At 69.0% G+C, this 21,658-nt stretch carries 19 protein-coding genes, 1 pseudogene and 1 riboswitch; of the genes and pseudogenes, 6 read left to right on the top strand and 14 right to left on the bottom strand.

Annotation, left to right across the window (positions count from 1 at the left end; genetic code table 11):
* Positions 1-30 precede the first annotated feature (30 nt).
* Complete coding sequence (locus tag R0D99_RS11800) at positions 31-4,317, bottom strand: DUF748 domain-containing protein (protein WP_317748385.1); 4,287 nt, start codon at positions 4,315-4,317, stop codon at positions 31-33.
* A gap of 858 nt (positions 4,318-5,175) precedes the next feature.
* Here R0D99_RS11800 and R0D99_RS11805 point away from each other — a divergent pair.
* The 4 genes from R0D99_RS11805 to nrdR all read left to right on the top strand — a co-directional run bounded on the left by R0D99_RS11805 (position 5,176) and on the right by nrdR (position 8,390).
* Positions 5,176-6,006 carry a transglycosylase SLT domain-containing protein gene (locus tag R0D99_RS11805; RefSeq protein ID WP_317748386.1) on the top strand — a complete coding sequence of 277 codons (831 nt, stop codon included), beginning with the start codon at positions 5,176-5,178 and terminating at the stop codon, positions 6,004-6,006.
* Between the two features lie 21 nt (positions 6,007-6,027).
* Complete coding sequence (locus R0D99_RS11810) at positions 6,028-6,387, top strand: DUF1304 domain-containing protein (RefSeq protein ID WP_317748387.1); 360 nt, start codon at positions 6,028-6,030, stop codon at positions 6,385-6,387.
* Between the two features lie 33 nt (positions 6,388-6,420).
* A riboswitch (ZMP/ZTP riboswitch) is annotated at positions 6,421-6,537 on the top strand.
* Between the two features lie 34 nt (positions 6,538-6,571).
* Positions 6,572-7,834, top strand: a complete 1,263-nt coding sequence (gene glyA, locus R0D99_RS11815; protein ID WP_317748388.1) for a serine hydroxymethyltransferase — start codon at positions 6,572-6,574, stop codon at positions 7,832-7,834.
* Positions 7,835-7,940: 106 nt separating this feature from the next.
* The gene (gene nrdR / locus R0D99_RS11820) at positions 7,941-8,390 is read left to right on the top strand and encodes a transcriptional regulator NrdR (RefSeq protein WP_317748389.1); all 450 of its coding nucleotides are present in this window, start codon (positions 7,941-7,943) and stop codon (positions 8,388-8,390) included.
* A 27-nt stretch (positions 8,391-8,417) separates the two neighbouring features.
* Here the strand turns inward: nrdR and trxC are convergent, their stop codons facing one another.
* From trxC to R0D99_RS11845, 5 genes are all read right to left on the bottom strand, one after another.
* Complete coding sequence (gene trxC / locus R0D99_RS11825; protein ID WP_317748390.1) at positions 8,418-8,864, bottom strand: thioredoxin TrxC; 447 nt, start codon at positions 8,862-8,864, stop codon at positions 8,418-8,420.
* Positions 8,865-8,879: 15 nt separating this feature from the next.
* Complete coding sequence (locus R0D99_RS11830) at positions 8,880-9,224, bottom strand: hypothetical protein (RefSeq protein WP_317748391.1); 345 nt, start codon at positions 9,222-9,224, stop codon at positions 8,880-8,882.
* A 549-nt stretch (positions 9,225-9,773) separates the two neighbouring features.
* Complete coding sequence (locus R0D99_RS11835; protein WP_317751082.1) at positions 9,774-9,947, bottom strand: DUF3820 family protein; 174 nt, start codon at positions 9,945-9,947, stop codon at positions 9,774-9,776.
* Between the two features lie 73 nt (positions 9,948-10,020).
* The gene (locus R0D99_RS11840) at positions 10,021-11,214 is read right to left on the bottom strand and encodes a PLP-dependent aminotransferase family protein (protein ID WP_317751083.1); all 1,194 of its coding nucleotides are present in this window, start codon (positions 11,212-11,214) and stop codon (positions 10,021-10,023) included.
* 140 nt (positions 11,215-11,354) lie between these two features.
* Entirely contained in the window at positions 11,355-13,040 is a 1,686-nt protein-coding gene (locus R0D99_RS11845) for an alkaline phosphatase family protein (RefSeq protein ID WP_317748392.1), read from the bottom strand.
* Between the two features lie 110 nt (positions 13,041-13,150).
* Between R0D99_RS11845 and R0D99_RS11850 the strand changes: the two genes are divergently transcribed.
* Positions 13,151-13,450 (top strand): antibiotic biosynthesis monooxygenase, encoded by a 300-nt coding sequence (locus tag R0D99_RS11850; protein WP_317748393.1) that lies wholly within the window; start codon positions 13,151-13,153, stop codon positions 13,448-13,450.
* A 47-nt stretch (positions 13,451-13,497) separates the two neighbouring features.
* Positions 13,498-14,142, top strand: a complete 645-nt coding sequence (gene nth, locus R0D99_RS11855) for an endonuclease III (protein ID WP_317748394.1) — start codon at positions 13,498-13,500, stop codon at positions 14,140-14,142.
* A gap of 50 nt (positions 14,143-14,192) precedes the next feature.
* Here the strand turns inward: nth and R0D99_RS11860 are convergent, their stop codons facing one another.
* From R0D99_RS11860 to R0D99_RS11895, 8 genes and pseudogenes are all read right to left on the bottom strand, one after another.
* Complete coding sequence (locus R0D99_RS11860; RefSeq protein ID WP_317748395.1) at positions 14,193-14,441, bottom strand: hypothetical protein; 249 nt, start codon at positions 14,439-14,441, stop codon at positions 14,193-14,195.
* Positions 14,442-14,458: 17 nt separating this feature from the next.
* Positions 14,459-15,331 (bottom strand): DUF2189 domain-containing protein, encoded by an 873-nt coding sequence (locus tag R0D99_RS11865; RefSeq protein ID WP_416365878.1) that lies wholly within the window; start codon positions 15,329-15,331, stop codon positions 14,459-14,461.
* A 300-nt stretch (positions 15,332-15,631) separates the two neighbouring features.
* A complete protein-coding gene (locus R0D99_RS11870; protein ID WP_317748396.1) occupies positions 15,632-16,846 on the bottom strand; it encodes a PLP-dependent transferase in 1,215 nt (404 codons plus the stop codon).
* Between the two features lie 106 nt (positions 16,847-16,952).
* Positions 16,953-17,477: a phosphoribosyltransferase gene (locus R0D99_RS11875; RefSeq protein ID WP_317748397.1), complete on the bottom strand. Its 525-nt coding sequence runs from the start codon at positions 17,475-17,477 to the stop codon at positions 16,953-16,955.
* Positions 17,478-17,679: 202 nt separating this feature from the next.
* Entirely contained in the window at positions 17,680-19,053 is a 1,374-nt protein-coding gene (locus tag R0D99_RS11880; protein WP_317751085.1) for an adenylosuccinate synthase, read from the bottom strand.
* Between the two features lie 67 nt (positions 19,054-19,120).
* Positions 19,121-20,282, bottom strand: a pseudogene (locus R0D99_RS11885) (ATP phosphoribosyltransferase regulatory subunit).
* Positions 20,283-20,567: 285 nt separating this feature from the next.
* Positions 20,568-20,753: a DUF2065 domain-containing protein gene (locus tag R0D99_RS11890; protein ID WP_317748398.1), complete on the bottom strand. Its 186-nt coding sequence runs from the start codon at positions 20,751-20,753 to the stop codon at positions 20,568-20,570.
* A 4-nt stretch (positions 20,754-20,757) separates the two neighbouring features.
* On the bottom strand, positions 20,758-21,645 hold the full coding sequence (locus tag R0D99_RS11895) for a protease modulator HflC (RefSeq protein WP_317748399.1): 888 nt from the start codon (positions 21,643-21,645) through the stop codon (positions 20,758-20,760).
* Positions 21,646-21,658 lie beyond the last annotated feature (13 nt).

Below are 21,658 nucleotides of genomic sequence, written 5' to 3' on the forward strand. Positions count from 1 at the left end.
CGGCCCAAAACGGCGTGGCATTACCGGCGATCAGCGCGCGGCCAGCGTCAGTTCGGCACGCGGCGACCAGGCGGCCGGCGCGGCGCCGCTGGCGGCGTCGGCGGGTACGCTGGCGGCATCGCCGGCGCGCGGCGCGCCCAGGAACAGGCGCTCGGCCGGCAGCTTGCGCGCCGCCAGGTAGTCCTTCACCGCCACGCCGCGCGCCAGCGCCAGCTGGCGCATGGCGTCTTCGCCGACGTCGATCTGCGCCATCAGCAGCGATTCCATCTCGGGCACGCCGATGTCGCGCTGCACGCCGACGGCGTTGCGCGGCTTGCCCGCCAGGTCGGCGCGGCGGTACAGGCGGCGCAGCAGTTGAGGGTATTCGGCGGCGGAGACGGTGGCCTGCGCATCGGGCGCGGCGTCGGCCACGGCGGTTGCGGGCGCCGCATCGGACGCGCTGGCCGCTGGCGCCGACGCAGCGCCGCCCGGCCCCGTGGCCGCGCCACCGGCGCGCCGCTCGGCCGCCACCATGGCCTTCAGGCGCTCGCGCCGGTAGCCGTCGCGCTCGGCCGCCAGGCGTGCGCTGCCCACCACCGTCAGCTTGAGCTGCGGGCGGTCGGCCAGCGCCTTGGCGATCTTGTCGAGCTGTTCGCGCGCCTTGGGCTGCAGCTGCGCGCTGCCGGGCGCGAAGGCGATGCTGCTCATGTCGTCGCCCGCGCTGCCGCCCAGCGCGCGCGCCAGCAGCGTGAAAGGCGCGGTGATGGCCTTGCCGATGATATTGACGATGGCCTTGACGATGATCGGGCCGACCGAGAACTGCGGGTCGTTCAGCGATCCGCTGATGGGCAGGTCAAGGTCGATCACGCCGCGGCTGTCGGCCAGCAGCGCGGTGGCCAGCTTGACCGGCAGGCTGGCCGGCGCGCCGGGCACCGGCTCGCCAAATTCGAGCTGGTTCAGCACCAGCTTGTTGCTGGCCGTCAGGCGGCCGTCGGGCTGCACGACGTAGGCCACGTCCATGCTGAGCTTGCCGCGCTCGATGCCGTGGCCGGCGTACTTCACCGAATAGGGCGACAGCGGCGGCAGTTCCAGATCGGTCACCTTGGCCTGGATGTCGAGTGCCAGCGGCTTGGCCAGCGGGTTGAGCTTGCCGGTGACGGCCAGCGCGGCGGTGCCTTCGGCGCGGCCGGTCAGGTTGAGCTCGGCCATCTGCGGTGCGCCGGCCGGGGCGACGGAGCTGAACGCACCCAAGCTGCCGTTCAGCTCGGTCAGGTCGGCCGAATAGTTGGGGCGGATGAAGCGGTCGGAAAACGCCACGCGCCCGTTGGCCAGCCGCACCGGGCCGAAGCGGATGACGGGTGCGTTGGGGTCGGCGGGGGTAACGTTTTGGGCGCTGGGCGCTGTGGCCACGGCGTTGCTTGCTATCGAAGCAGAAGCGCCCTCGCCGCTCGATTCGCCCGCGGCGGGCATGGTGGATGGCGCTGCGCGGGCCACCGGCGCGGGCGCGGCAGCGGCGGCCGGCGCATCGCCGCCCTTGGACTTGACCACGTCCTGCAGGTTGATGCGCCCGCTGGGGTGGATGATGAGCCGCGCATAGAAGTCCGACAGCGCGGTGTCCTTCACGTCGACCTGCGTGGGCTTGCCCGGCTCCAGCTGCACGTCCAGCCCGGCCAGGCGCAGCAGCTTCCAGCTCAGCAGTTCTTCGCCCAGGCCGCCGGGGCGGCGCGCCGCGGCGGCGTCGGGCGCGATGGGCGCCTGCGAGCTGGCGCCGCGCGCGCTGGCGGACACCGGGCGCGCGGGCGCGGCGGCGGTGGCCACGGTGGTGCCGTCGGCCGCGCGGCGCACGCTGGGCGCGGACGTGGGGCTGGCAGCGGCCGACGCCGCCGTCTGCGTGTTTTCGTCGGCCGCGGTGCCGGGGCGGCTGTGGGTGCGCAGGTCGTGCACGCTGGCGTCGCCGGTGACGCGGGCGCGCGGGCCCTGCGCGGTCTGTGTAAAGGCCAGTTGCCCCTTGAAGCTGGTGTCGGCGCGCAGGATGTCGATGTTGAGCGCGTCGCCAAAGTAGGGCTCGAACGCGTGCACCGGCAGGCGCTCGGCCTCCAGCTGGCCCTGGGCGGACAGCGCGGGCTGCAAGCCGACGTTGCCGCGCCAGGCCACGCGGCCCGGGTCCGTGCGGCCGGCGCCCAGGCGCGCCGACAGGTTGACCGGCATCGGCGTGCGGCTGTCCAGGTCGATGCGCTGGGCATGGACCTGCAGTTGCGTCAGCTCGGCCTGCACCGGGCGCGGCGTGGCGGCGTCGCGCCAGCCGACGGTGCCGCCGGTCAGGCCGAATTCGTTCAGCACCACCTTCCACGGAAAGTCGGTGCGCGGGCCGCTGCGCGGGCGCGGTTTCGCGTCGGCGGCCTTGTCGGGCGCGGGCGCGGCGCTGTCGGGGCGCAGCCAGTCCTGCGGGCTCAGGCGGCCGTCGGCGCGGCGCTCGACCGCCACGCGCGGCGCCTGCACGCCCAGCTTGCCCACGGTGACGGCGCGCGTGCGCCAGTCGAGCAGCACGTCGGCCACGTCGATGCGGTCGATGCTGGCCAGCGGCCCTTCGGCACGGCGCGGGGTGGCCGCGCCCTTGGCGGGCACGGCGGCGGCCGGCGCGTCGGCGAGCATCAGCTGCCGCAGCGCCAGCGTTTCGACGGCCAGCTTGAATTCGGGCGCCAGGTCGCGCACGGGCGCCGGCGCCCACTGCAGGCCGACGTGCGCGTCCAGGTCGCCCGTCAGGTGCGGCACCAGGTGCGGCGCCAGGTAAGGCCCGGCCAGCGCCAGCGGCACGCCGGCGATGCGGGCGTTCAGCTCGGCCGCCTGGCTGCCCAGGTGGCCCTGGAATTCGATCGACGGCACCGACTCGCGCACCGGCGCAGCGGCGGCCGACGCAGCGGCCAGCGGCGATGGCGCGGCAGGTGGGGCGGCGCGGGGCGCCCGGCGCGGCTGCGCGATTTCGGGAATGGGCGGCGTCAGCCCTTCGGTGCCGACCAGCGCGGCCGAGCCGGAAAAATGCACCGGCCTGGCCAGCGGGTAGCCCAGGGTCTGCGCGTTCAGGTCGACTTCGTTCAGCCGCACGCGGGCCGCCGGCACTTCGCCCTGCGCCGTCGTGTCGTCGGTGAAGTCCACCGTGCCGCCGCGCAGCGCCAGCTTGTCCACCGTGACCTGCCACGGCGCAGCGGCCGCCACCGGCGCAGCGGCGCGCGAGGCCGCTGACGCGGGCCCCGATGCAGGCTTCAATGTAGCTTCAGCGCCCTTCCCTGCTGCGCTGGATGCTCCTGAATTGGAAGCATCGGCGTTGACGTCGACCGGCAGCAGGTTGATGCGACCGTCCTTGTCGCGGTGCACCACCAGTTGCGGACCGACCAGTTCGACCGAGGCCAGGTGCACCTGGCGCTCCAGCGGGCGCACGTCGCCCAGGGCGATCTTCAGCGCGTCCCACGCCAGCGCGTCGGCGCCGCGGCCGTCCACCGACTTCAGCCCCTGCAGCGCCAGCGTGCCGGCCAGCCGCAGCGACGGCCGACCCTGCGACTGCACAAAGCCGAGGCGCACGTCGGCGTCCACCTTGCCGCCCTGCAGCTTGATCGGCAGGCCCGCCGGCACATAGCCCAGGTAGGGCGCCAGATCCAGCCCCGACAGGCGCAGCACGGCGTCGGTCTGGCGCGAGGCGTCGAACGGCAGCGCCTGCGCCTGCGAGTCGAACGCGGTGCCGTTGGCGACGAAGGCCAGGCGCGGCTGCACCTTGATCTGGCGTTCGGACGGCAGGTTGCTGATGAAAGGCAGCGCCAGCCGCACATCTCGCACTTGGTGCTGGCGCCCGACCACACGGTCGTCGAAGTCGATGCTGCCGCCGTCCAGGCTGATGTTGTAGAGCGCAAAGCGCGCCGGCTCGCCGTTGTCGGGCGTGGCCGGGCGGGCCGCCAGCCGGGCCAGGATGTCGTCGATGTCGTAGCGCCCGTCGCCCAGGTGCGACAGGCGCACGGCGGGCGATTCGATGCGGATGGCGTCGATCACCGGCGCCAGGCGCAGCACCGACTGCAGTTCGGCGTCGACATAGGCGCGCTTGACCGCCAGTTGCGCCGGCGCGCCGGGCAGGCCGTCGACCGACACGTCGTCGAGCGTGAGTTCCAGCGTCCAGGGCTTGAAGTCCACCCGGCCGATGTGCACGGCGCGGCCCAGCTGTTCGCTCGCGATCTTCTCGCCCTGCCATTTGAGCAGCGGCGGCACCGCCAGCCAGCCCACGCCCCACAGCGCCGCCAGTCCGCCCACGGCGTACAGCGCACGGCGCGCCCAACGGCGTTGGGGCGAAGCCACAGGCCGCGCCGGCGCAGGCGCCTGGGCGACAGCGGGGGCCGCGGGATGATCGGAAAGGGTATGAGGGGAATCGCCGGACATCACTGGAGGGATTGTGCCTGTCACCGAACAACGCCTGGGGCGGCGCGGCGCCGACACGTGCATGCAACAGCTTGCGCAGCAACGAGAAAGCCCGGCATCGAGGCCTGGAGCCTGCCCGCCGGGCTTTCAAGGCAGCGTGACGGTCGTCGTCTCTGTCTGCCCAAGGGCCGCATCGGAAAGCTTGCTGTTTCCGGCTGCGGGAGAAGGCAAGGGATTGCCTTCAATGAATGGCTGGGAGCGATCCCATTCGGTGTATCGGCTACGACCGACGGGTGCCTTTCCAACCGTTTGTCCGGGCAACCCGGACGGCCCCAATGTAGGCCGTGCCGGGGCACAGGGCCAGCCATAAATTTCAATCGCGGCGCGGGGCTTATTGGGGTTGTCAATCGCGCGGCGGCCACCCAGGCGCTGCGTCAACGGGCGGGCCGGCGGGGTGCTACGAAGCCTTGAGCAGGGGCGCGGCGTAGGACTTGTCTTATATCGATATTAGAATTTCAACTCCAAAAATCAGGGTTGACGAGCAATTAAGACGGCTCCTAGAATCGCTGATCCCGACTAATCTAGTGGGAAACCCTGAAGGCGCCGCGCACCCATGCGGACTTTTTCCTGCCTTACAGCCGTTTGCGCGCCAGCTGTCATGGGCGCGGCAGGAACAGATTTCAGGGCTTCAAAATCAAGCTCGACAGCGTCCATCCCCCTCCACCGCCGCTTGTGATGCCCCTGTGCATCGAAGCCTTGGGTGGCAGGCCGACGCCGAGCGCCATGACAAGGAGTGCCATGACGTCGTCTGGAAAACTCGCCGCCCTGGGAAGCGGCATGCGCACCTTCGCCACTGACGTGGCCGAGGGCTTCTTTGAAATCACGCACAACAGCCTGGCCCTGCTCGGCATCGTGGTGGTGGTGGCCGTGTCCCTGCTGGGCGCGCGGCCCGACCTGCGCGACGAAGGCGAGCAGCGGCTGACCGAGTGGCTGACCGCCCGCAAGGTGGCGGCGCTGGGCATCACGCCCGAGCTGGGCGCCATCGAGCGCGCCACCGCCGCCAACCCCGGCCAGCTGCCGCGCGAGCAGGCCAACGTGGCGTTGTGGATCAGCAAGAAATACCGCGTGGCGCCCGAGCCGGTGGCCGCGCTGGTGGCCGAGGCTTACGACGTGGGCCGCGCCAACAAGATCGACCCGACGCTGATCCTGGCCGTGATGGCGATCGAATCCAGCTTCAACCCCTTCGCCCAGAGCACCGTGGGCGCGCAGGGGCTGATGCAGGTGATGACGCAGATCCATTCGGACAAGTACGCCCACTTCGGCGGCCAGTACGCGGCCTTCGACCCCAAGAGCAACCTGCGCGTGGGCGTGAAGATCCTGCAGGAATACATTGGCCGCGCCGGCTCGGTCGAGGCCGGCCTCAAGTGGTACGTGGGCGCCGCCAACCTGGCGACCGACGGCGGCTATGCCGACAAGGTGCTGGCCGAACATGCCCGCCTGAGCCAGGTGGCGCGCGGCCGCACGGTGTCGCCGTTCGACAACAGCACGCCTTTGCGGGCCGAGAACGCGCCCGCGCCGACGGTGCCGGCCAACGCCGGCACCGGCGTCAAGGTCGCAGCGCTGTCCTGACCGCCAGCCGGCCTGCTTGCCATGCGCACCGCTTTCGACATCGTGGTCGGGCTGATTGCGCTGCTGCACGTCTACATCCTGGTGCTGGAGATGTTCCTGTGGAACACGCCGCGCGGGCGCAAGGCGTTTGGCCTGACGCCTGAATTCGCGGCGGCCACGCGCACGCTGGCGGCCAACCAGGGGCTCTACAACGGCTTTCTGGCCGCCGGGCTGTTCTGGGGCCTGAGCCAGGGCGCGGCGGGCGACGGCGTCAAGCTGTTCTTTCTGGGGTGCGTCCTCGTGGCTGGCCTGTACGGCGCGGCCACCGCCAGCCGGCGCATCCTGTTCGTGCAGGCGCTGCCCGCGGCGGTGGCACTGGCGCTGTGGGCGCTGGCCCGCTAAAAGCGCGGCGGGCCGCGCACGTCGGCTAAACTCCGCACCGTGCGCGACTGGCGATAGGCGTCTTCTTCACGACGCCGACGTGGGCCACCACGGGGAAGCGTGCCGCCCGCTGACGCAGCGGGTGATCAGCCGTTCGCCTGGGCAGCCCTTGCTCATCAAGGGACGACCTTCTCGAAGGACTGCCATGTTCAACCGTTCCACGCACACCATCGCCGCCACCGATCCCGCCGTCTGGGCCGCCATTCAGGACGAGCACCAGCGCCAGGAAGACCACATCGAGCTGATCGCTAGCGAAAACTACGCCTCGCCCGCCGTGCTGGCCGCCGCCGGCACGCAGCTGACCAACAAGTACGCCGAGGGCTACCCCGGCCGCCGCTACTACGGCGGTTGCGAGCACGTCGACGTGGTCGAGCAGCTGGCCATCGACCGTGTCAAGCAATTGTTTGGCGCTGAAGCCGCCAACGTGCAGCCGCACTGCGGCGCCTCAGCCAACATCGCCGCCTTCATGGCATTTTTGAAGCCCGGCGACACCATCATGGGCATGAGCCTGGCCGAAGGCGGCCACCTGACGCACGGCATGCCGCTCAACATGAGCGGCAAGTGGTTCAACGTGGTGTCATACGGGCTGAACGCGCAGGAAGCCATCGATTACGACGCGATGGAAAAAAAGGCGCACGAGACCAAGCCCAAGCTCATCATTGCCGGCGCCTCGGCCTATTCGCTCGAAATCGACTTTGCCCGCTTTGCCAAGGTGGCCAAGGACGTCGGCGCGATCTTCATGGTCGACATGGCGCACTACGCCGGCCTGGTCGCCGGTGGCCAATACCCCAACCCCGTGCCGCACGCCGACGTGGTGACCAGCACCACGCACAAGAGCCTGCGCGGCCCGCGTTCGGGCTTCATCCTGATGAAGGCCGAGCACGAAAAAGCCATCAACAGCGCCGTGTTCCCCGGCCTGCAGGGTGGCCCGCTGATGCACATCATCGCCGCCAAGGCGATTGCCTTCAACGAAGCGCTGCAGCCCGAATTCAAGCAGTACGCGCAGCAGGTCAAGAAAAACGCCAAGGTGGTGGCCGACACACTGACCGAGCGCGGCCTGCGCATCGTCAGCGGCGGCACGCAAAGCCACGTGATGCTGGTCGATCTGCGCCCGAAAGGCATCACCGGCAAGGAAGCCGAAGCGGTGCTGGGCAGCGCGCACATGACGATCAACAAGAACGCCATCCCCAACGACCCCGAAAAGCCGATGGTCACCAGTGGCGTGCGCATCGGCACCCCGGCCATGACCACGCGCGGCTTCAAGGAAGAAGAAGCCCGCGCCACCGCCCACCTGGTGGCCGACGTGCTGGACAACCCGCGCGACGAGGGCAACCTGGCCACCGTGCGCGCCAAGGTGGCCGAGTTGACGAAGAAGTTTCCGGTCTACGGGGGGGTGAGCTTTTCTTGAACGCAAAGGCCGCAAAGACGCCGCAAAAGTCGCCAAAAAAACATCCGTGTCTTCCGCGTCTTTTGCGCAGCCTTTGCGCCTTTTGCGTTCAAAAAATCGCTAAGCCATGCGCTGCCCCTTCTGCGCCCACACCGAAACCAACGTGGTGGACACGCGCGTCTCTGACGACGGCGATTTCATCCGCCGCCGTCGCCAATGCGGGCACTGCGCCAAGCGTTTCACCACCTACGAGCGGCCGGACGTCAGCTTTCCGACCATCGTCAAGAAAGACGGTCGGCGCGTGCCTTATGGTCGCGCCAAGCTGCAGGCCTCACTGGACCTGGCGCTGCGCAAGCGCCCGGTCAGCACCGAGCAGATCGACGCCGCCATCGAGCGCATCGAGGAAAAGCTGCTGAACACCGCGGCGCGCGAAGTGCCTTCCAGCCGCATCGGCGAGCTGGTGATGCGCGAGCTGAAAAAGCTCGACAAGGTGGCCTATGTGCGCTTTGCCAGCGTCTACCGCAGCTTCGAGGACATCGACGAGTTTCGCGCGCTGGTGGACGAAGTGCGGCGCTGACCGGCGCCGCGCGGCTTCAGCGCCGCATCAACGCGGCAGGTGCGCGTTGACCCACTGCACGATCTGCGCCGGGTTGGTCATGGCGCCCGGCTGGCGCGCCACTTCCTTGCCGCCAACGAACAGCACCAGCGTCGGAATGCTGCGGATGTTGTAGCGGCCGCCGAGCGCCTGCGCGGCCTCGGTGTTGACCTTGGCCACGCGCACGCGCGGCTCCAGGGCGGCGGCGGCCTTTTCGTAGGCGGGCGCCATCATGCGGCAGGGGCCGCACCAGGGCGCCCAGAAGTCGACCAGCACCGGCACCTGGCTGCGCGTGACGTGCTTGTCGAACGCGGCCTCGTCGTCCAGCGCCACCGGGTGGCCCGTGAACAGCGGCTGCCTGCATTGCCCGCAATCGGGCGCGCTGCCCAACTGGTCGGCCCTGACCCGGTTGGTGGTGTGGCAATGCGGACAGACGATGTGCAGGGGTTCGCTCATGATCGGCTCCAGGGGTCAGCCAGCGGAGGCGGCGTCGGCCGCCGTGTCGGGCGACGCAGGCCGGCGACGCGCCGCCTCGATGGCATCGCGCGCGCTCATTTCGGCGCGCATGGCGGCATCCAGTGGCGAACGGCACAGGCCGGCATCGGCGTAGTGCAGATTCTCGTACAGCGCCGCCGCGGCGGGGCTTTGCTGCAGCAGGGGCTGCCAGTCGGTGTCGGCATCGGCCAGCATGTCGGCCAGGCGCGCGGCGACGGTGCGGTACTGGTGCGCATCAACAGGCTGCTTGCTGGCATCCAGCCGCTCCAGTAGCTGGGCCAGAACGGCAGCGCTTCGGGTGGGGGCTTGCAATGTCTTCATGAGGTGGCAGGTGGGGGCTGGAGGGGGGAATGCAAGATGTGAACTAGGGCGTCGCCTTGGCGGGTGACTATGGTTTTGATAGCCTTTTTGCGCTGGCTCGGTGCGTGCTGCGTTGAGCTGGGGTGATGGATGCGCTGTTGGCCGGGATGTGCGCCCGGCGGCGCAGTCACTTTCTTTTGCTCCGCCAAAAGAAAGTAACCAAAGAAAAGGCGGCCCCACTGGCCGTGTCCCTTCGCTTCGCTGCGGGCAACCTGCGATGCTCGGGCGCGGTGCGGCGCTGCGGAACTCGCTTCGCGCCGTAGGCGCTGCGCTCAGACAGCCGCAGCGAGTCAGAGCACGAAGCGCGGCATGCTGCGCTGCCGCGCCCGCCCCACGCCCTGCGCTTCTCGGCACGGCCAGAGGGGAGTTGAAATCCGCTCGGGCCATCGCTGCGCTCGGCCTGGTGTCTTTCGCCCTCTGGGAGAGGGCGACGGAAAGGCCGCTCAGTTCAAAAATAATAGCTGCCTGCGCTTTGACCGCAAGCGCTGCCGGCCAAAAAGCTGGTGGAATTCACCGCGCCCGCAGCGGATCCAGCAGGCGCCGCAGGCCCGCCTGGTCGACCTCGTGCATCAAGGCCAGCAGGCGACCCACTTCGCCGCGCGGAAAGCCTTTCTTGGCAAACCAGGTCAGGTAGGCACCCGGCAGGTCGGCGATCAGCTGGCCTTTGTACTTGCCGAACGGCATGGCCAGCGTGACCAGCCGCTGCAATTGCTCGGCGTCGGGCGGAGGCGGGTCGGCCGGCAGGTTCACGCGCTGGTCAGCCGAGCGCCTGGGCCAGCCGCGTGACGCCTTCGCGGATCTTGTCTTCACCCACGGTGGCGAAGGACAGGCGCAGCGTGCTGGGGTCGGGGTTGGCGCAGAAGAACGGCGCGCCGGGCACGAAGGCCACGCCCTGCTCGATGGCGCGCTGGGCCAGCGCGGCGCCGTCGGCCAGCTTGCCGCCCGCGCCGGTCAGCCGCGCCCACACGAACAGCCCGCCCTGCGGCGCCACGAAGTCGATCGCGTCGCCCAGTTCGCGCCGCAGCGCGTCGACCATGACGCCCGCGCGCTGGCCGTACACCTGCCGCACGCGCGCCAGCGTGGCAGGCATGTGGCCCGCCTGCAGGTATTCGGCCGCCGTGGCCTGGGCAAAGGTGCTGGTATGCGCATCACTGAACTGCTTGCACATGGTGGCCTTGCCCAGCAGATCGTGCGGCGCCACCATCCAGCCCACGCGCAGGCCGGGCGACAGCACCTTGCTCAAGCTGCCGCAGTGCACCAGCCAGTCACGGCTGCCGGGCACTTCGTGGCTCAGCGCCAGCAGGCTGGGCGGCGGCGGCGCGTCGAAGTACAGGTCGCCGTAGGGGTCGTCCTCGACGATCAGCGTCTGCGTGCGCACGGCCAGTTCCAGCACGCGCTTGCGCCGCTCCAGCGACAGCAGCGCGCCGCTGGGGTTGCCGAAGGTGGGAATGAGGTAGATGAAGCGCGGCTTGTGCTCGGCAATCAGCTGCTCCAGCCGGTCCACGTCCACGCCCTGCCCGTCGATGGGCGCACTGACCAGGTCGGCGCCGTACAGGCGAAAGCACTGGATGGTGGCCAGGAAGGTCGGCCCTTCGACGATGGCCTTGCTGCCGGGGTCGACCAGCGTCTTGCCCAGCAGGTCCAAGGCCTGCTGGCTGCCGGTGGTGACGATCAACTGGTCGGCCGACACGCCCTGCACGCCCTTGGACTGCATGAAGGCGGCCAACTGCTCGCGCAGCGGCGGGTGGCCCTCGGTCGCGCCATATTGCAGCGCCGCGCCGGGGTTCTGCGCCAGCGCCGCGTTCACCGCCGCCTGAATGCCCGCGACGTCAAACATCGCGCTGTCCGGAAAACCACCGGCAAAACTGATGATGCCGGGCTTACCCAGCAGCTTGAACAACTCGCGGATGGCGGAGGTTTCGACGTTGGACAGGCGTTGGGCGAGCGGCAGGGTCATGGCATCAAGGCTAGGTCAAATGCGAATGGCACATTGTCGCCAATTCGGACTGGCGAAGTTGGGGCCGTGCGCACCAGTGCGTCAGTCGCTCATATTTTTAGAGCACGCCACCCGGCGCCGCGGGCGCAGGCTGTTCAGCGCAACGCGCCCGCCAACACCCGCCCTTCGCTCGCCGCCGGTGCTGCCACCCGCAGCAGGCGTGCCAGGGTCGGCGCAATGTCGACCGGCGCCACGCGCTCGGCGCGTTCGCCGGGTTGGACCCACGGCGGCCCGTACAGCAGGATCGGCACATGCGTGTCGGCAACGTGCGGCGAGCCGTGCGTGGCCACGGTGCTGCCGAACATCCAGCCCGGCTGTAGAGCGAACTGCACTTCGCCGGACACATCCCTGTGCCAGGCGCGCCGCATGGCCTCGAAGAACGGCGCGCCCGCGGGGCTGCCGGTCAGCAGCTCGCGCCGGGTGTAGGCGGCCGCGACGCCGGGCTCAGCCAGCAGCAGGCGACGCGCCTCGTCGGCCACCGCGTCCAGGTCCTGCGCGCGGGCGGCGACGGCGGTCTTGTCGATCAGCAGGCTGCTGCCTGAAATGCCCAGCAGCCAGCGGCCGGGGCCGAAGCGCTGCGACAGGCCCGCCTCCAGCTTCTTCTGCACGTCGCCGCTGGACAGGCGGCCGCCGCCCTGCCCGCGCTGCTGGCTGTATTCGGGTGCGGGCGAGAAGCCGTGGTCGGCCGTCAGCACGGCGACGTAGCGGCCGGCGCCCACAGTCTCGTCCAGGTGCCTGAAGAAGTCCTGCAGCAGGCGGTCAAGCTGGATCAGGTGGTCGTGCGACAGGCGCGATTCGGCGCTGAACGCGTGGTTGACGTAGTCGTGCCCAGAGAGGCTGATGCTCAGGATGTCGGGCGCGTCGTCCTTACCCAACTGCTCGCCGGCGATGGCGGCGCGCGCAAAATCCAGCGCCAGCGCATCGCCAAAAGGGCTGCGCAGCAACGAAGCGAAGTACGGGGCGCCGGGCGCCGCGTCGGCATCGGCGCCAAAGCGCATCGGCAGCTTGCCGCCCTTGGGGCCGTACCAGGGCTGGTCGTCGGGCAGGGAGTGCGCGTACTCCGCCTCGGCCAGCGCCAGCTTCCAGTCGGTCTTGAAATAGCGCGACGCGGGCTTGGCGGCGTTGAAGGCCTTCACCCACGCGGGGTGCTCGGCCATGTAATAGGTGCTGCTGGCGAACTCGCCCGTCTCGCCCATGTACATGTAGGCCGTGCCCGACCAGCCCGCCGGCAGGATGGCGCCGCGGTCCTTGCCGGAGATGGCGATCACGCGCGAGCGCGCATCGGCACGCTTCAGCACATCGCCCAGCGATTCGACCTTGAGCCGGCGCGGGCTGGTGCCGTCCAGCGCCTGCGTCTTGTGACCGATGTACTGCGCGGTGGCGTCGGCCGTGTTGTAGACGCGCTCGCCGGTGACCGGGTCGCGCCACTCGTTGCCGATGATGCCGGTGCGATGCGGGTACGCCCCCGTGAGCAGGGTAGCATGGCCCGCAGCGGTGACGGTGAAGGCATGGGCGTAATGCGCGTCGGAATACCACGCCCCGCGGTTCAGAAAACGTGCAAAGCCGTCCGGCGCCAGTTGATGCCGGTAGCCCGTCACCTGACGCATCGGCAGGCCATCGACGACCAGCATCACCACCAGCGCAGGACGCGTGGCTGCCATGGCTGCGGGGTCGGCGCGGCTGGCCGGATCGCTGCCGAGATGGCCACATCCAGCCAGCGCCAGAACGCCGAGGATGAACGCGCCAAACAGGCGCCGGGTGCGGAGAATGCGCGTTGTCATGCGCGCGAGATTACGCCCCGCACCCCTCCACGACAAGCTGCGGAATTCCCTTGAAATCACGCAGCCACCGTGCAGAATGCGCCAACCCTACCCTGGAAAGACACCCGCCCATGATCATCGAAATCGCCGATATCGCCGTGCAGCCTGAAGACAAGGACGCGTTCGCCGAAGCCATTCAGCGCGCCGCTCGCACCGTGCTGGCGCGCTCGCCCGGCTACCGGCGCCACATCATTTTTGCCAGCCACGAAACGCCGGGCCGCTTCGTGCTGCAGGTGGAATGGGACAACCTGGAAGCGCACACCGTCGGGTTCCGGCAGTCGCCAGCTTTCGCCGAATGGCGCGCCATCATCGGGCCGTACTTTGCGCGGCCGCCGCACGTGGAACACTTCGACGTCGTGGTGTCGGGCTGATCGAAGCGTCGACCGCTGCCGCGCCCCGTCCACGCGACAATGCGCGCATGACGCCCGCCCAGATCGACACCTTCTTCGCCACACTGCAAGCCGTCAATCCGCAGCCCGCCAGCGAGCTGGAATACACCAGCGTGTTCGAACTGCTGACCGCCGTGCTGCTGTCGGCGCAGGCGACCGACGTGGGCGTGAACAAGGCGACGCGGCGGCTGTTTCCGGTGGCCAACACGCCGCAGCAAATCCTAAACCTGGGCATCGAACGGCTGGAAGACCATATCCGCACCATCGGCCTGTACCGCAGCAAGGCCAGGCACCTGCTGCAGACCTGCCGCATCCTGGTCGACAAGCACGGCGGCGAAGTGCCGCGCACCCGCGCCGAGCTGGAAGCGCTGCCTGGCGTGGGGCGCAAAACGGCCAACGTGGTGCTGAATGTGGCCTATGGCGAACCGACGATGGCGGTCGACACGCACATCTTCCGCGTCAGCAACCGCACCGGCCTGGCGCCCGGCAACACGCCGCTGGCGGTGGAAATGAAGCTGCTGGAACGCGTGCCGGCGAAGTACATGAACCATGCGCACCATTGGCTGATCCTGCACGGCCGCTATGTGTGCGTGGCGCGCACGCCGCGCTGCTGGCAGTGTGCCGTGGCGGCGTGCTGCGACTATCCCGACAAGACGCCGAATCCGGCTCATTGAAGAGTATCTACGCGGGCCGCCGCTACAGCGTGGTGGACCGCGGCTGCGCGTCAGTCGCCGCCGCCTCCGCCATCGCCGCCTCCGCCATCACCGCCGCCACCATCGCCCGCGCCATCGGCCCCCTCACCCACGGCATCACCAGCGTCCGCTTCGGGTGCGTCGTTGTCCTGCCATCCGCCCTCGCCGTCGGCGCCGGGGTTGGCCTTGCGTTCGGCTTTCTGGCGGGCCTTTTCTTCTTTCTTGCGTTTCTTTTCCAGTTCGCGCTGGCGTTTTTCGTAACCGTAGTTGGGGGTTGCCAAATCTGTTTCTCCGTCGTTCAGGGCACTGTAGCAGGCGCCGGTGCTTCGGCAGGCGCTTGCCAGCGCACGGCGCCGCGGTAGGCGTGCCAGCTGGCATGGCCGAGCAGCGGGCCGATGACGATCAGGCCCAGCCCCCAGGTGGCCAGGCCGATGGCGATCAGCACGGTGATGAGAAAGCCCCACCACAGCATGGTGATGGGGTTGGCGAACATGACGCGGATGCTGGTGATGGCGGCCGAGATGGCGTCGGTGTCGCGGTCCAGGATCATCGGGATCGACACCACCGCGGTGGAATACACCAGCATGGCGAAGATGCCGCCCACCATCAGGTAGACCAGCACGAACTCGATGTTCTCCGGGTTGAAGATGGCCTGCAGCACACCCGTGGTGGACGGCATGCCGGTGTTGAAGAACACGGCAAACACCACCAGCGACGCGCGGCCCCACAGCAGCTCCAGCACGATCAACACCAGCACCAGCATGCCCATGCTGCGGATGTGCTTGTCCCAGCAGGTGAGCGAGGCGCCCAGTTCGGGCTTTATCCCCAGTTCGCGCCGGCGGCTGACCTCGTACAAACCCATCGCCAGAAACGGCCCGACCAGAAGACAGCCCGAGGCGATCGACATCGCGTATTCGGGATGGTTGCGGAACACCAGCGTCAGTACCGCCGCCATCAGCCAGAAGCAGATGCCGTAGAAGATGCCGATGCCCGGCGCCGCCATGAAGTCGCGCCAGCCCTTGACCAGCCAGCGCAGCGGGTCGCTCAGCCCCAGCGGCACCATGACGGCCTGCGGCACGGTGGAGCGCGGCGGCACGTAGGGCTGGTAGGCGGGTGCTTGCGGCGCGGCGGTGGCCGCACCGGGCGCGGATTCGGGGGCGTGGTCGGTCATGCGGACGGCGGTGGCGGTAATGGTCGGTTCCACAGCCAGCATAAGCCAGCGCGCGGCGACATGGCAAGCCGCGTGAACACCCAGGCCGGATGTGCGAGGGGTGAGGTGGTGGGATCACCGCAGGCCGACTCGGCCGTCGTGTCAGCACCACCATGCGCCAAATGAATATCAAAAAAGGCACCAGCGCTTGTCAATAAAGGACAAGTAGCTACTCATTCAATAGCATCAAGATCAGGAATTTATCCCCGCGTCAGCCAGCGCCCCCAGGCGAGCCTGAATGCTCGCCCCCCGTGTGGCGTTTCAAGCCGGCAACGCCTTGGCCATGGCCTGTGCAATGTCCGCCTGCAAGTCCGCCACCGCCTCCAGCCCCATGGAAAACCGCACCAGCGTGCCGCGCGCGAGGTGCGCCGGCCAGCGCTGGCGCATGGCCGCCAGGTCGTACGGCACGACCAGGCTGACCGGGCCGCCCCAGCTGTAGCCCAGCTTGAACAGCTGCAGCGCATCGCAGAACGCGTCAACCTGCGCGGCCGAATAGCGCTCATCGATCATCACGCTGAACAGGCCGGCGGCCGCACCGTTGCCGCGCGCGTCGGCCGCACCGCACACCTGCTGCCAGTGGGCATGCCCGGGCGCACCGGGCAGCGCCGGGTGCAGCACCTGCGCAAAGGCCGGCTGCTGCGCACACCAGCGGGCCAGCGCACGCGCCGCGTCATCCTGCGCGCGGTAGCGCAGCGCGATGCTGGGCAGCGCGCGCAGCACGGCTTCGGCGTCATTGGCGCCCACGCCCAGGCCCAGCCGCATGTGGGTCAGCTTGATCTTCAGGTGCAAGGCCTCGTCGCGCGTGGTCACGCTGCCCATCAGCACGTCGCCGCCGCCGCTGGGGTATTTGGTCAGCGCGTGCGCCGAAATGTCGACGCCCAGGCCCTGCCCGTCCAGATCGAACGCATTGAAGGCCAGGCCCGCGCCCCAGGTGTTGTCGAGCGCGCTGGTCACACCCCGTTCGCGGCACAGCCGCGCCTGCGCGATGAGGTCGGGGAACTCCATGGTCACCGAGCCCGCGGCCTCCAGCCACACCAGCTTTGTCCGCTCGCCGATGCGCGCGGCCAGATCGGCCACCTCCATCGGGTCGTAGAACTGGTGCGCGATGCCGAACGCGGCCAGTTCGCCTTCGGCCAGCGCCTTGTTGGGGCCGTAGGCGTTGTCGGGGATCAGCACCTCGTCACCGGTCTTGAGCAGCGCCAGCGCCACGTTGGCGATGGCCGCCAGCCCGCTGGGCACCAGCACGCACTGCAGGCCGCCTTCCAGCGTGGCGATGCGCTCTTCCAGCGTAAAGGTGGTCGGCGTGCCGTGCAGGCCGTAGGTGTAGCCCTGCTTGTACTTCCAGTCGCGCGAGCGCATGGCCGCGACATGGGGGAAGACGACGGTGGACGCCTTGAACACGCCCGGCTGCGGGGCGGCAAAGCCTTCGGGCGGTTGGTACGGGTGATGGATGAGTTGCGTGCGCGGATCGGTCATGCGGCAATGGTATTGCACACCATCACCCGACGCGCGACCCGCAAGCGGAGTGACTGCGCCGCCGGGCACACGCGCCGGCCGGCAGCGCCTCAGCCACCTCGAAAAATCAAATCTTCCACTTGGCCAGCAGCTTGTCGGGCGTCAGGCTGTCATACGCCTCGAACGGCTGGTGAATCCAGGGATTCGACGGCAGGTCTTCGACCGAATAGTCGGCATTGAAGCTGGAGCAGCCCTTGGTCCAGATCACCGCCGTGCGCAGTTCGGTGATCGGCTCGTAGTTGTTGCGCAGCCGGTCCACCACCGCCTGCAGCGTGACGCCGGTGTCGGCCAGGTCGTCGACCAGCAGCACCTTGCCGGCGATCTGCCCGCGCGGCGTGGTGATGTAGTGCGCGATGTCGAGGTGGCCCTGCTGCGTGCCGGCCTCGGCGCGGTACGAGCTGGTGGACATGATGGCCAGCGGCACGTTGAAGATGCGGCTGAGGATGTCGCCCGGCCGCATGCCGCCGCGCGCCAGGCACAGGATGGTGTCGAACTGCCAGCCCGACTGATGCACCTTGATCGCCAGCTTCTCGATCAGGTTGTGGTATTCGTCGTAGCTGACGTAAAGGTGCTTGCCGTCTTCGGTCAACATCTCATTGCTCCTGATTAAATAGCTGATTGCGCTTGCCCATCAAGCGCTGGCGACTGAATTGACCACATGAACACACGGGCGGCGCAGCCAGCCCGAAGGGGCCGCGGAGCAGGCCATGCTGGAACGCCGTGGAGCGGGCTTGACCCGGCCACTGGCGTTGTCCCCCTGGGGGGGAAGGCGCCGCAGGCGACTCAGGGGGGGTTCATGCCAGAAACGGGTGGCGGACCATGATGGTGTGGTCGCGGTCCGGGCTGGTGGAGATGACGTGCACGGGCACGCCCGTGACGTGCTCGATGCGCTGCAGGTACAGGCGCGCGTTGATCGGCAGCGCGTCGTAGCGCGTGACGCCGACCGTGCTGTCGCTCCAGCCGGGCATGGTTTCGTACACCGGCTGGCAGCGCGCGATGTCTTCGGCGCTGAGCGGCAGGATGTCGATGTGCTCGCCGTCCAGTTGGTAGCCGGTGCACAGCTGCAACTCGCTCAGGCCGTCCAGGACGTCGAGCTTGGTGATGCACAGGCCGGACAGGCCGTTGACCTGCGCGCTGCGCTTGAGCAGCGCGGCGTCGAACCAGCCGCAACGGCGGCTGCGGCCGGTGGTGACGCCTTTTTCGGCACCGACGGTGCTCATGTGATAACCGGGCGTGCCGGGCGTTTCCCAGTCGAGTTCGGTCGGGAACGGGCCGCCGCCCACACGCGTGCAGTAGGCCTTGGTAATGCCCAGCACGTAGTGCAGCATGCCGGGCCCCACGCCCGAGCCCGCGGCGGCGTTGCCGGCCACGGTGTTGCTGCTGGTGACGAAGGGGTAGGTGCCGTGGTCGACGTCGAGCAGCGTGCCCTGCGCACCTTCAAACAGCAGGTTGGCGCCGTGCGCGTGCGCTTCATTCAGCTCGCGCGAGACGTCGGCCAGCATGGGCTTGATCTGCTCGGCCTGCTGCATGGCTTCGGCGTAGATCGGCTCGAACTGCAGCTCGCCGTTGTTCAGGTAGGGCTTGAGCGTGTCGTTGAAGGGCAGTGTGGCCGAGCCGAGCAGGCCCGTCAGCACGAAGTTGTACAACCGGATCAGCTCGCGCAGCTTTTCGGCAAAGCGCTCGGGGTGTTTCAGGTCCTGCGCGCGCAAGGCGCGGCGGGCAATCTTGTCTTCATACGCCGGGCCGATGCCGCGACCGGTGGTGCCAATCTTCTCGCTGCCGCCGCTTTCGCGCGCGGCTTCGCGCGCCACGTCCAGCACGGCGTGGATGGGCAGGATCAGCGGGCAGGCTTCGCTGACGCGCAGGCGGTCGCGCACCTTCACGCCGGCCTTTTCAAGCCCCTCGATCTCTTCCAGCAGCTTGGCGGGCGACAGCACCACGCCGTTGCCGATGTAGCACGTGACGCCCGGCCGCATGATGCCGCTGGGAATCAGGTGCAGTGCCGTCTTGACGCCGTTGATGACCAGCGTGTGGCCGGCGTTGTGGCCGCCCTGGAAGCGCACCACGCCCTGCGCGCTTTCGGTCAGCCAGTCGACCAGCTTGCCCTTGCCTTCGTCACCCCACTGGGTGCCGACGACGACAACGTTGCGTCCGGTGGTGGGTTTCATCATGTGTCCAGGTTTCCTGTTGATTGCTGTGCCGGCGCGCGCACGGTGCGGCGCACGGGCACGGTGTTCATCCGACGGCTTGCACCACCCACTGGCCGCCCGCGTCGACCAGTTCGCGGTCGCAGTCGAACTCGTCGATCTCGGTCTGGCCGGGCAGCACGCAGACCACGGTTTCGCCGCGGCCGCGCAGGGCGCGCACGGCGGCATCCAGGCCGGGTGCGTCGCCCCACGGCGCGCGGATGGCGGCGCGCAGCGGCCGCGCGTCGGCCACGCGCACCAGCTGCTTCAGATCGAGGCTGAAGCCCACCGCCGGCCGCTCGCGGTCGAGCTTGTGACCAAACACCGCGCCCACGCCGTCGTAGCGCCCGCCGCGCAGCACGGCGTCGCCCGCGCCCTGCGCGTAGACGGCAAAGCGCGCGCCGCTGTAATAGCCCCAGCCGCGCGCGTCGGCCAGGTCGAAGCTGGTGCGCACGCCCTCCAGGCGCGACGCCAGCCACTTCAGATTCGATAGCGCATCGCGCACGGCTGGCATGGGCGGCAGGGCTTTTTCTGCCTCGTCCAGCACGTCGGCGCCGCCATACAGGCCGACCAGCGCGCGCAGCCCCGTGCGGGCCGTATCGGGAAAGGTTCGCGTCACGCGGGCCAGTTCGCTCGCGTCCTTGGCGGCCAGCGCGTCGTGCACCTCGGCCAGCAGTTGCGGGTCGACCATGACGCCGGCCAGCAGCGCCCGAACGATGCGCACGTCGGCCATGTCGACCGACAGGTGGTCGACGCGCGCCGCCTTCAGGCAGTCGAGCGCCAGGGTGAGGATTTCAAGGTCGGCCTCGCGCCCGGCGTGGCCGTAGATTTCGGCGCCGAACTGCAGCGGCTCGCGCGTGGCGTGCGGGCGTTCGGGGCGGGTGTGCAGCACGGGGCCGCAATAGCACAGGCGGGTGACGGCCTGGCGGCCCAGCAGGTGGGCATCGATGCGGGCCACCTGCGGCGTGGTATCAGCGCGCAGGCCCAGCGAGCGGCCCGACAACTGGTCGACCAGCTTGAAGGTCTGCAGCTCCAGCGCTTCACCGGTACCGGTCAGCAGCGAGTGCAGGTGCTCGATCAGCGGGGGGGATGACCAGCTCGTAACCGTAGCTGCGTGCGGTGTCGAGCAGGTCGCGGCGGAGTTCCTCGATATGCCGGGCCTCTGAGGGCAATACATCGGCGATGTGATCCGGCAGAAGCCAGGCGGACATGGCTGGGGCAGCTTTCGCAGGGCTGTTAAAAACGTGATTCTAAAGGGTTCCCCCTGTGGCGCTGCGCGCCTTCCCCCGAAGGGGGACAACGCTGGTGGACGGGACAAGCCCGTCCACGGCGTTCCGGGGTGGCCTGCTCCGCGGCCGCCTGGCGGGCTTGCTGCGCAGCCCTGGTGGGGAGGCAGGGCCGAAGCCGCGCCGCTGATACACCAGCCGAACTGCCCCGCGGCCAGCCGTTGACCTTGCTGCGCAGCCCTAGGAGGGGAAGGACCCGAGCCCCGCCGCTTACACCAACCAGAGCAGCAGCAGGCCTCCGCCCACGGCCAGCAGGCCGAAGAAGCGCAACTGCCCGTCCTGCAATTGCATCAACTGGCTGAATGCCCGGCGCCAGGCGTTGGGCGCGACGAAGGGCATCAGGCCCTCCAGGATCAGCGCCAGCCCGAGCGCGGCCAGCAGCGTGTCGCTGTCCATGGCGTCAGCGGCGAGCGGGGCCGTTGCGCATGTTGCGGAAGAAGTCGGACGACTGCGGGTCGACCACCAGCACGTCGCCCTTGTGGCCGATGCTGGCCTTGTAGGCGTCCAGGCTGCGGTAGAACTCCGCGAATTGCGGGTCGCGGCCGAAGGCCTCGCCGTAGATGCGGTTGGCCTCGCCATCGCCCTGGCCGCGCACCTTCTCGGCGTCGCGGTAGGCATTGGCCACGGTCACTTCGCGCTGGCGGTCGGCGTCGGCGCGGATCTGCTCGCCTTCGGCGGCGCCGGTGGAGCGCAGTTCGTTGGCCACGCGCTTGCGCTCGGCTTCCATGCGGCCGTAGACCGACGCGGTGATCGATTCGACGTAGTCGGCGCGCGTGATGCGCACGTCCACGATGTCGATGCCCCAGGGCTTGGCGCCCTTGACGGACTCGGTCACCTCGCGCTTGACGTCGGCCATCAGCGTTTCGCGGCGGGTGGAGATCAGCTCGCGCACGGTGCGGCGGTTGATCTCTTCCTGGAAGGCGTTGCGCACCACGCGGTTGAGTTGCATGGCGCCGGCGTTCTCGTCCAGGCCCACGTTGCGGATGTAGGCCTGCGGGTCGGTGATGCGCCAGCGCACGTACCAGTCGATGACCACGCGCTGCTTCTCGGCGGTCAGCATCGGCTCGGTGTCCATGCTGTCCAGCGTCAGCAGGCGCTTGTCGATGTAGCTGACGTTCTGCAGCGGCGGCGGCAGCTTGAAGTTGAGCCCCGGCTGCGTGATCACCTTCTGGATCTGCCCGAGCTGATAAACCACGCCGAACTGGCGCTGGTCGACCACGAACATGGTCGATGCCAGCAGCGCCAGCAGGATGAGGACGGTGGTTCCGATGAATCCGATTCTGTTCATGGGTGTACTGACC

It is taken from the genome of Ottowia sp. SB7-C50 (assembly GCF_033110285.1).
Lineage (GTDB): Bacteria > Pseudomonadota > Gammaproteobacteria > Burkholderiales > Burkholderiaceae_C > Ottowia.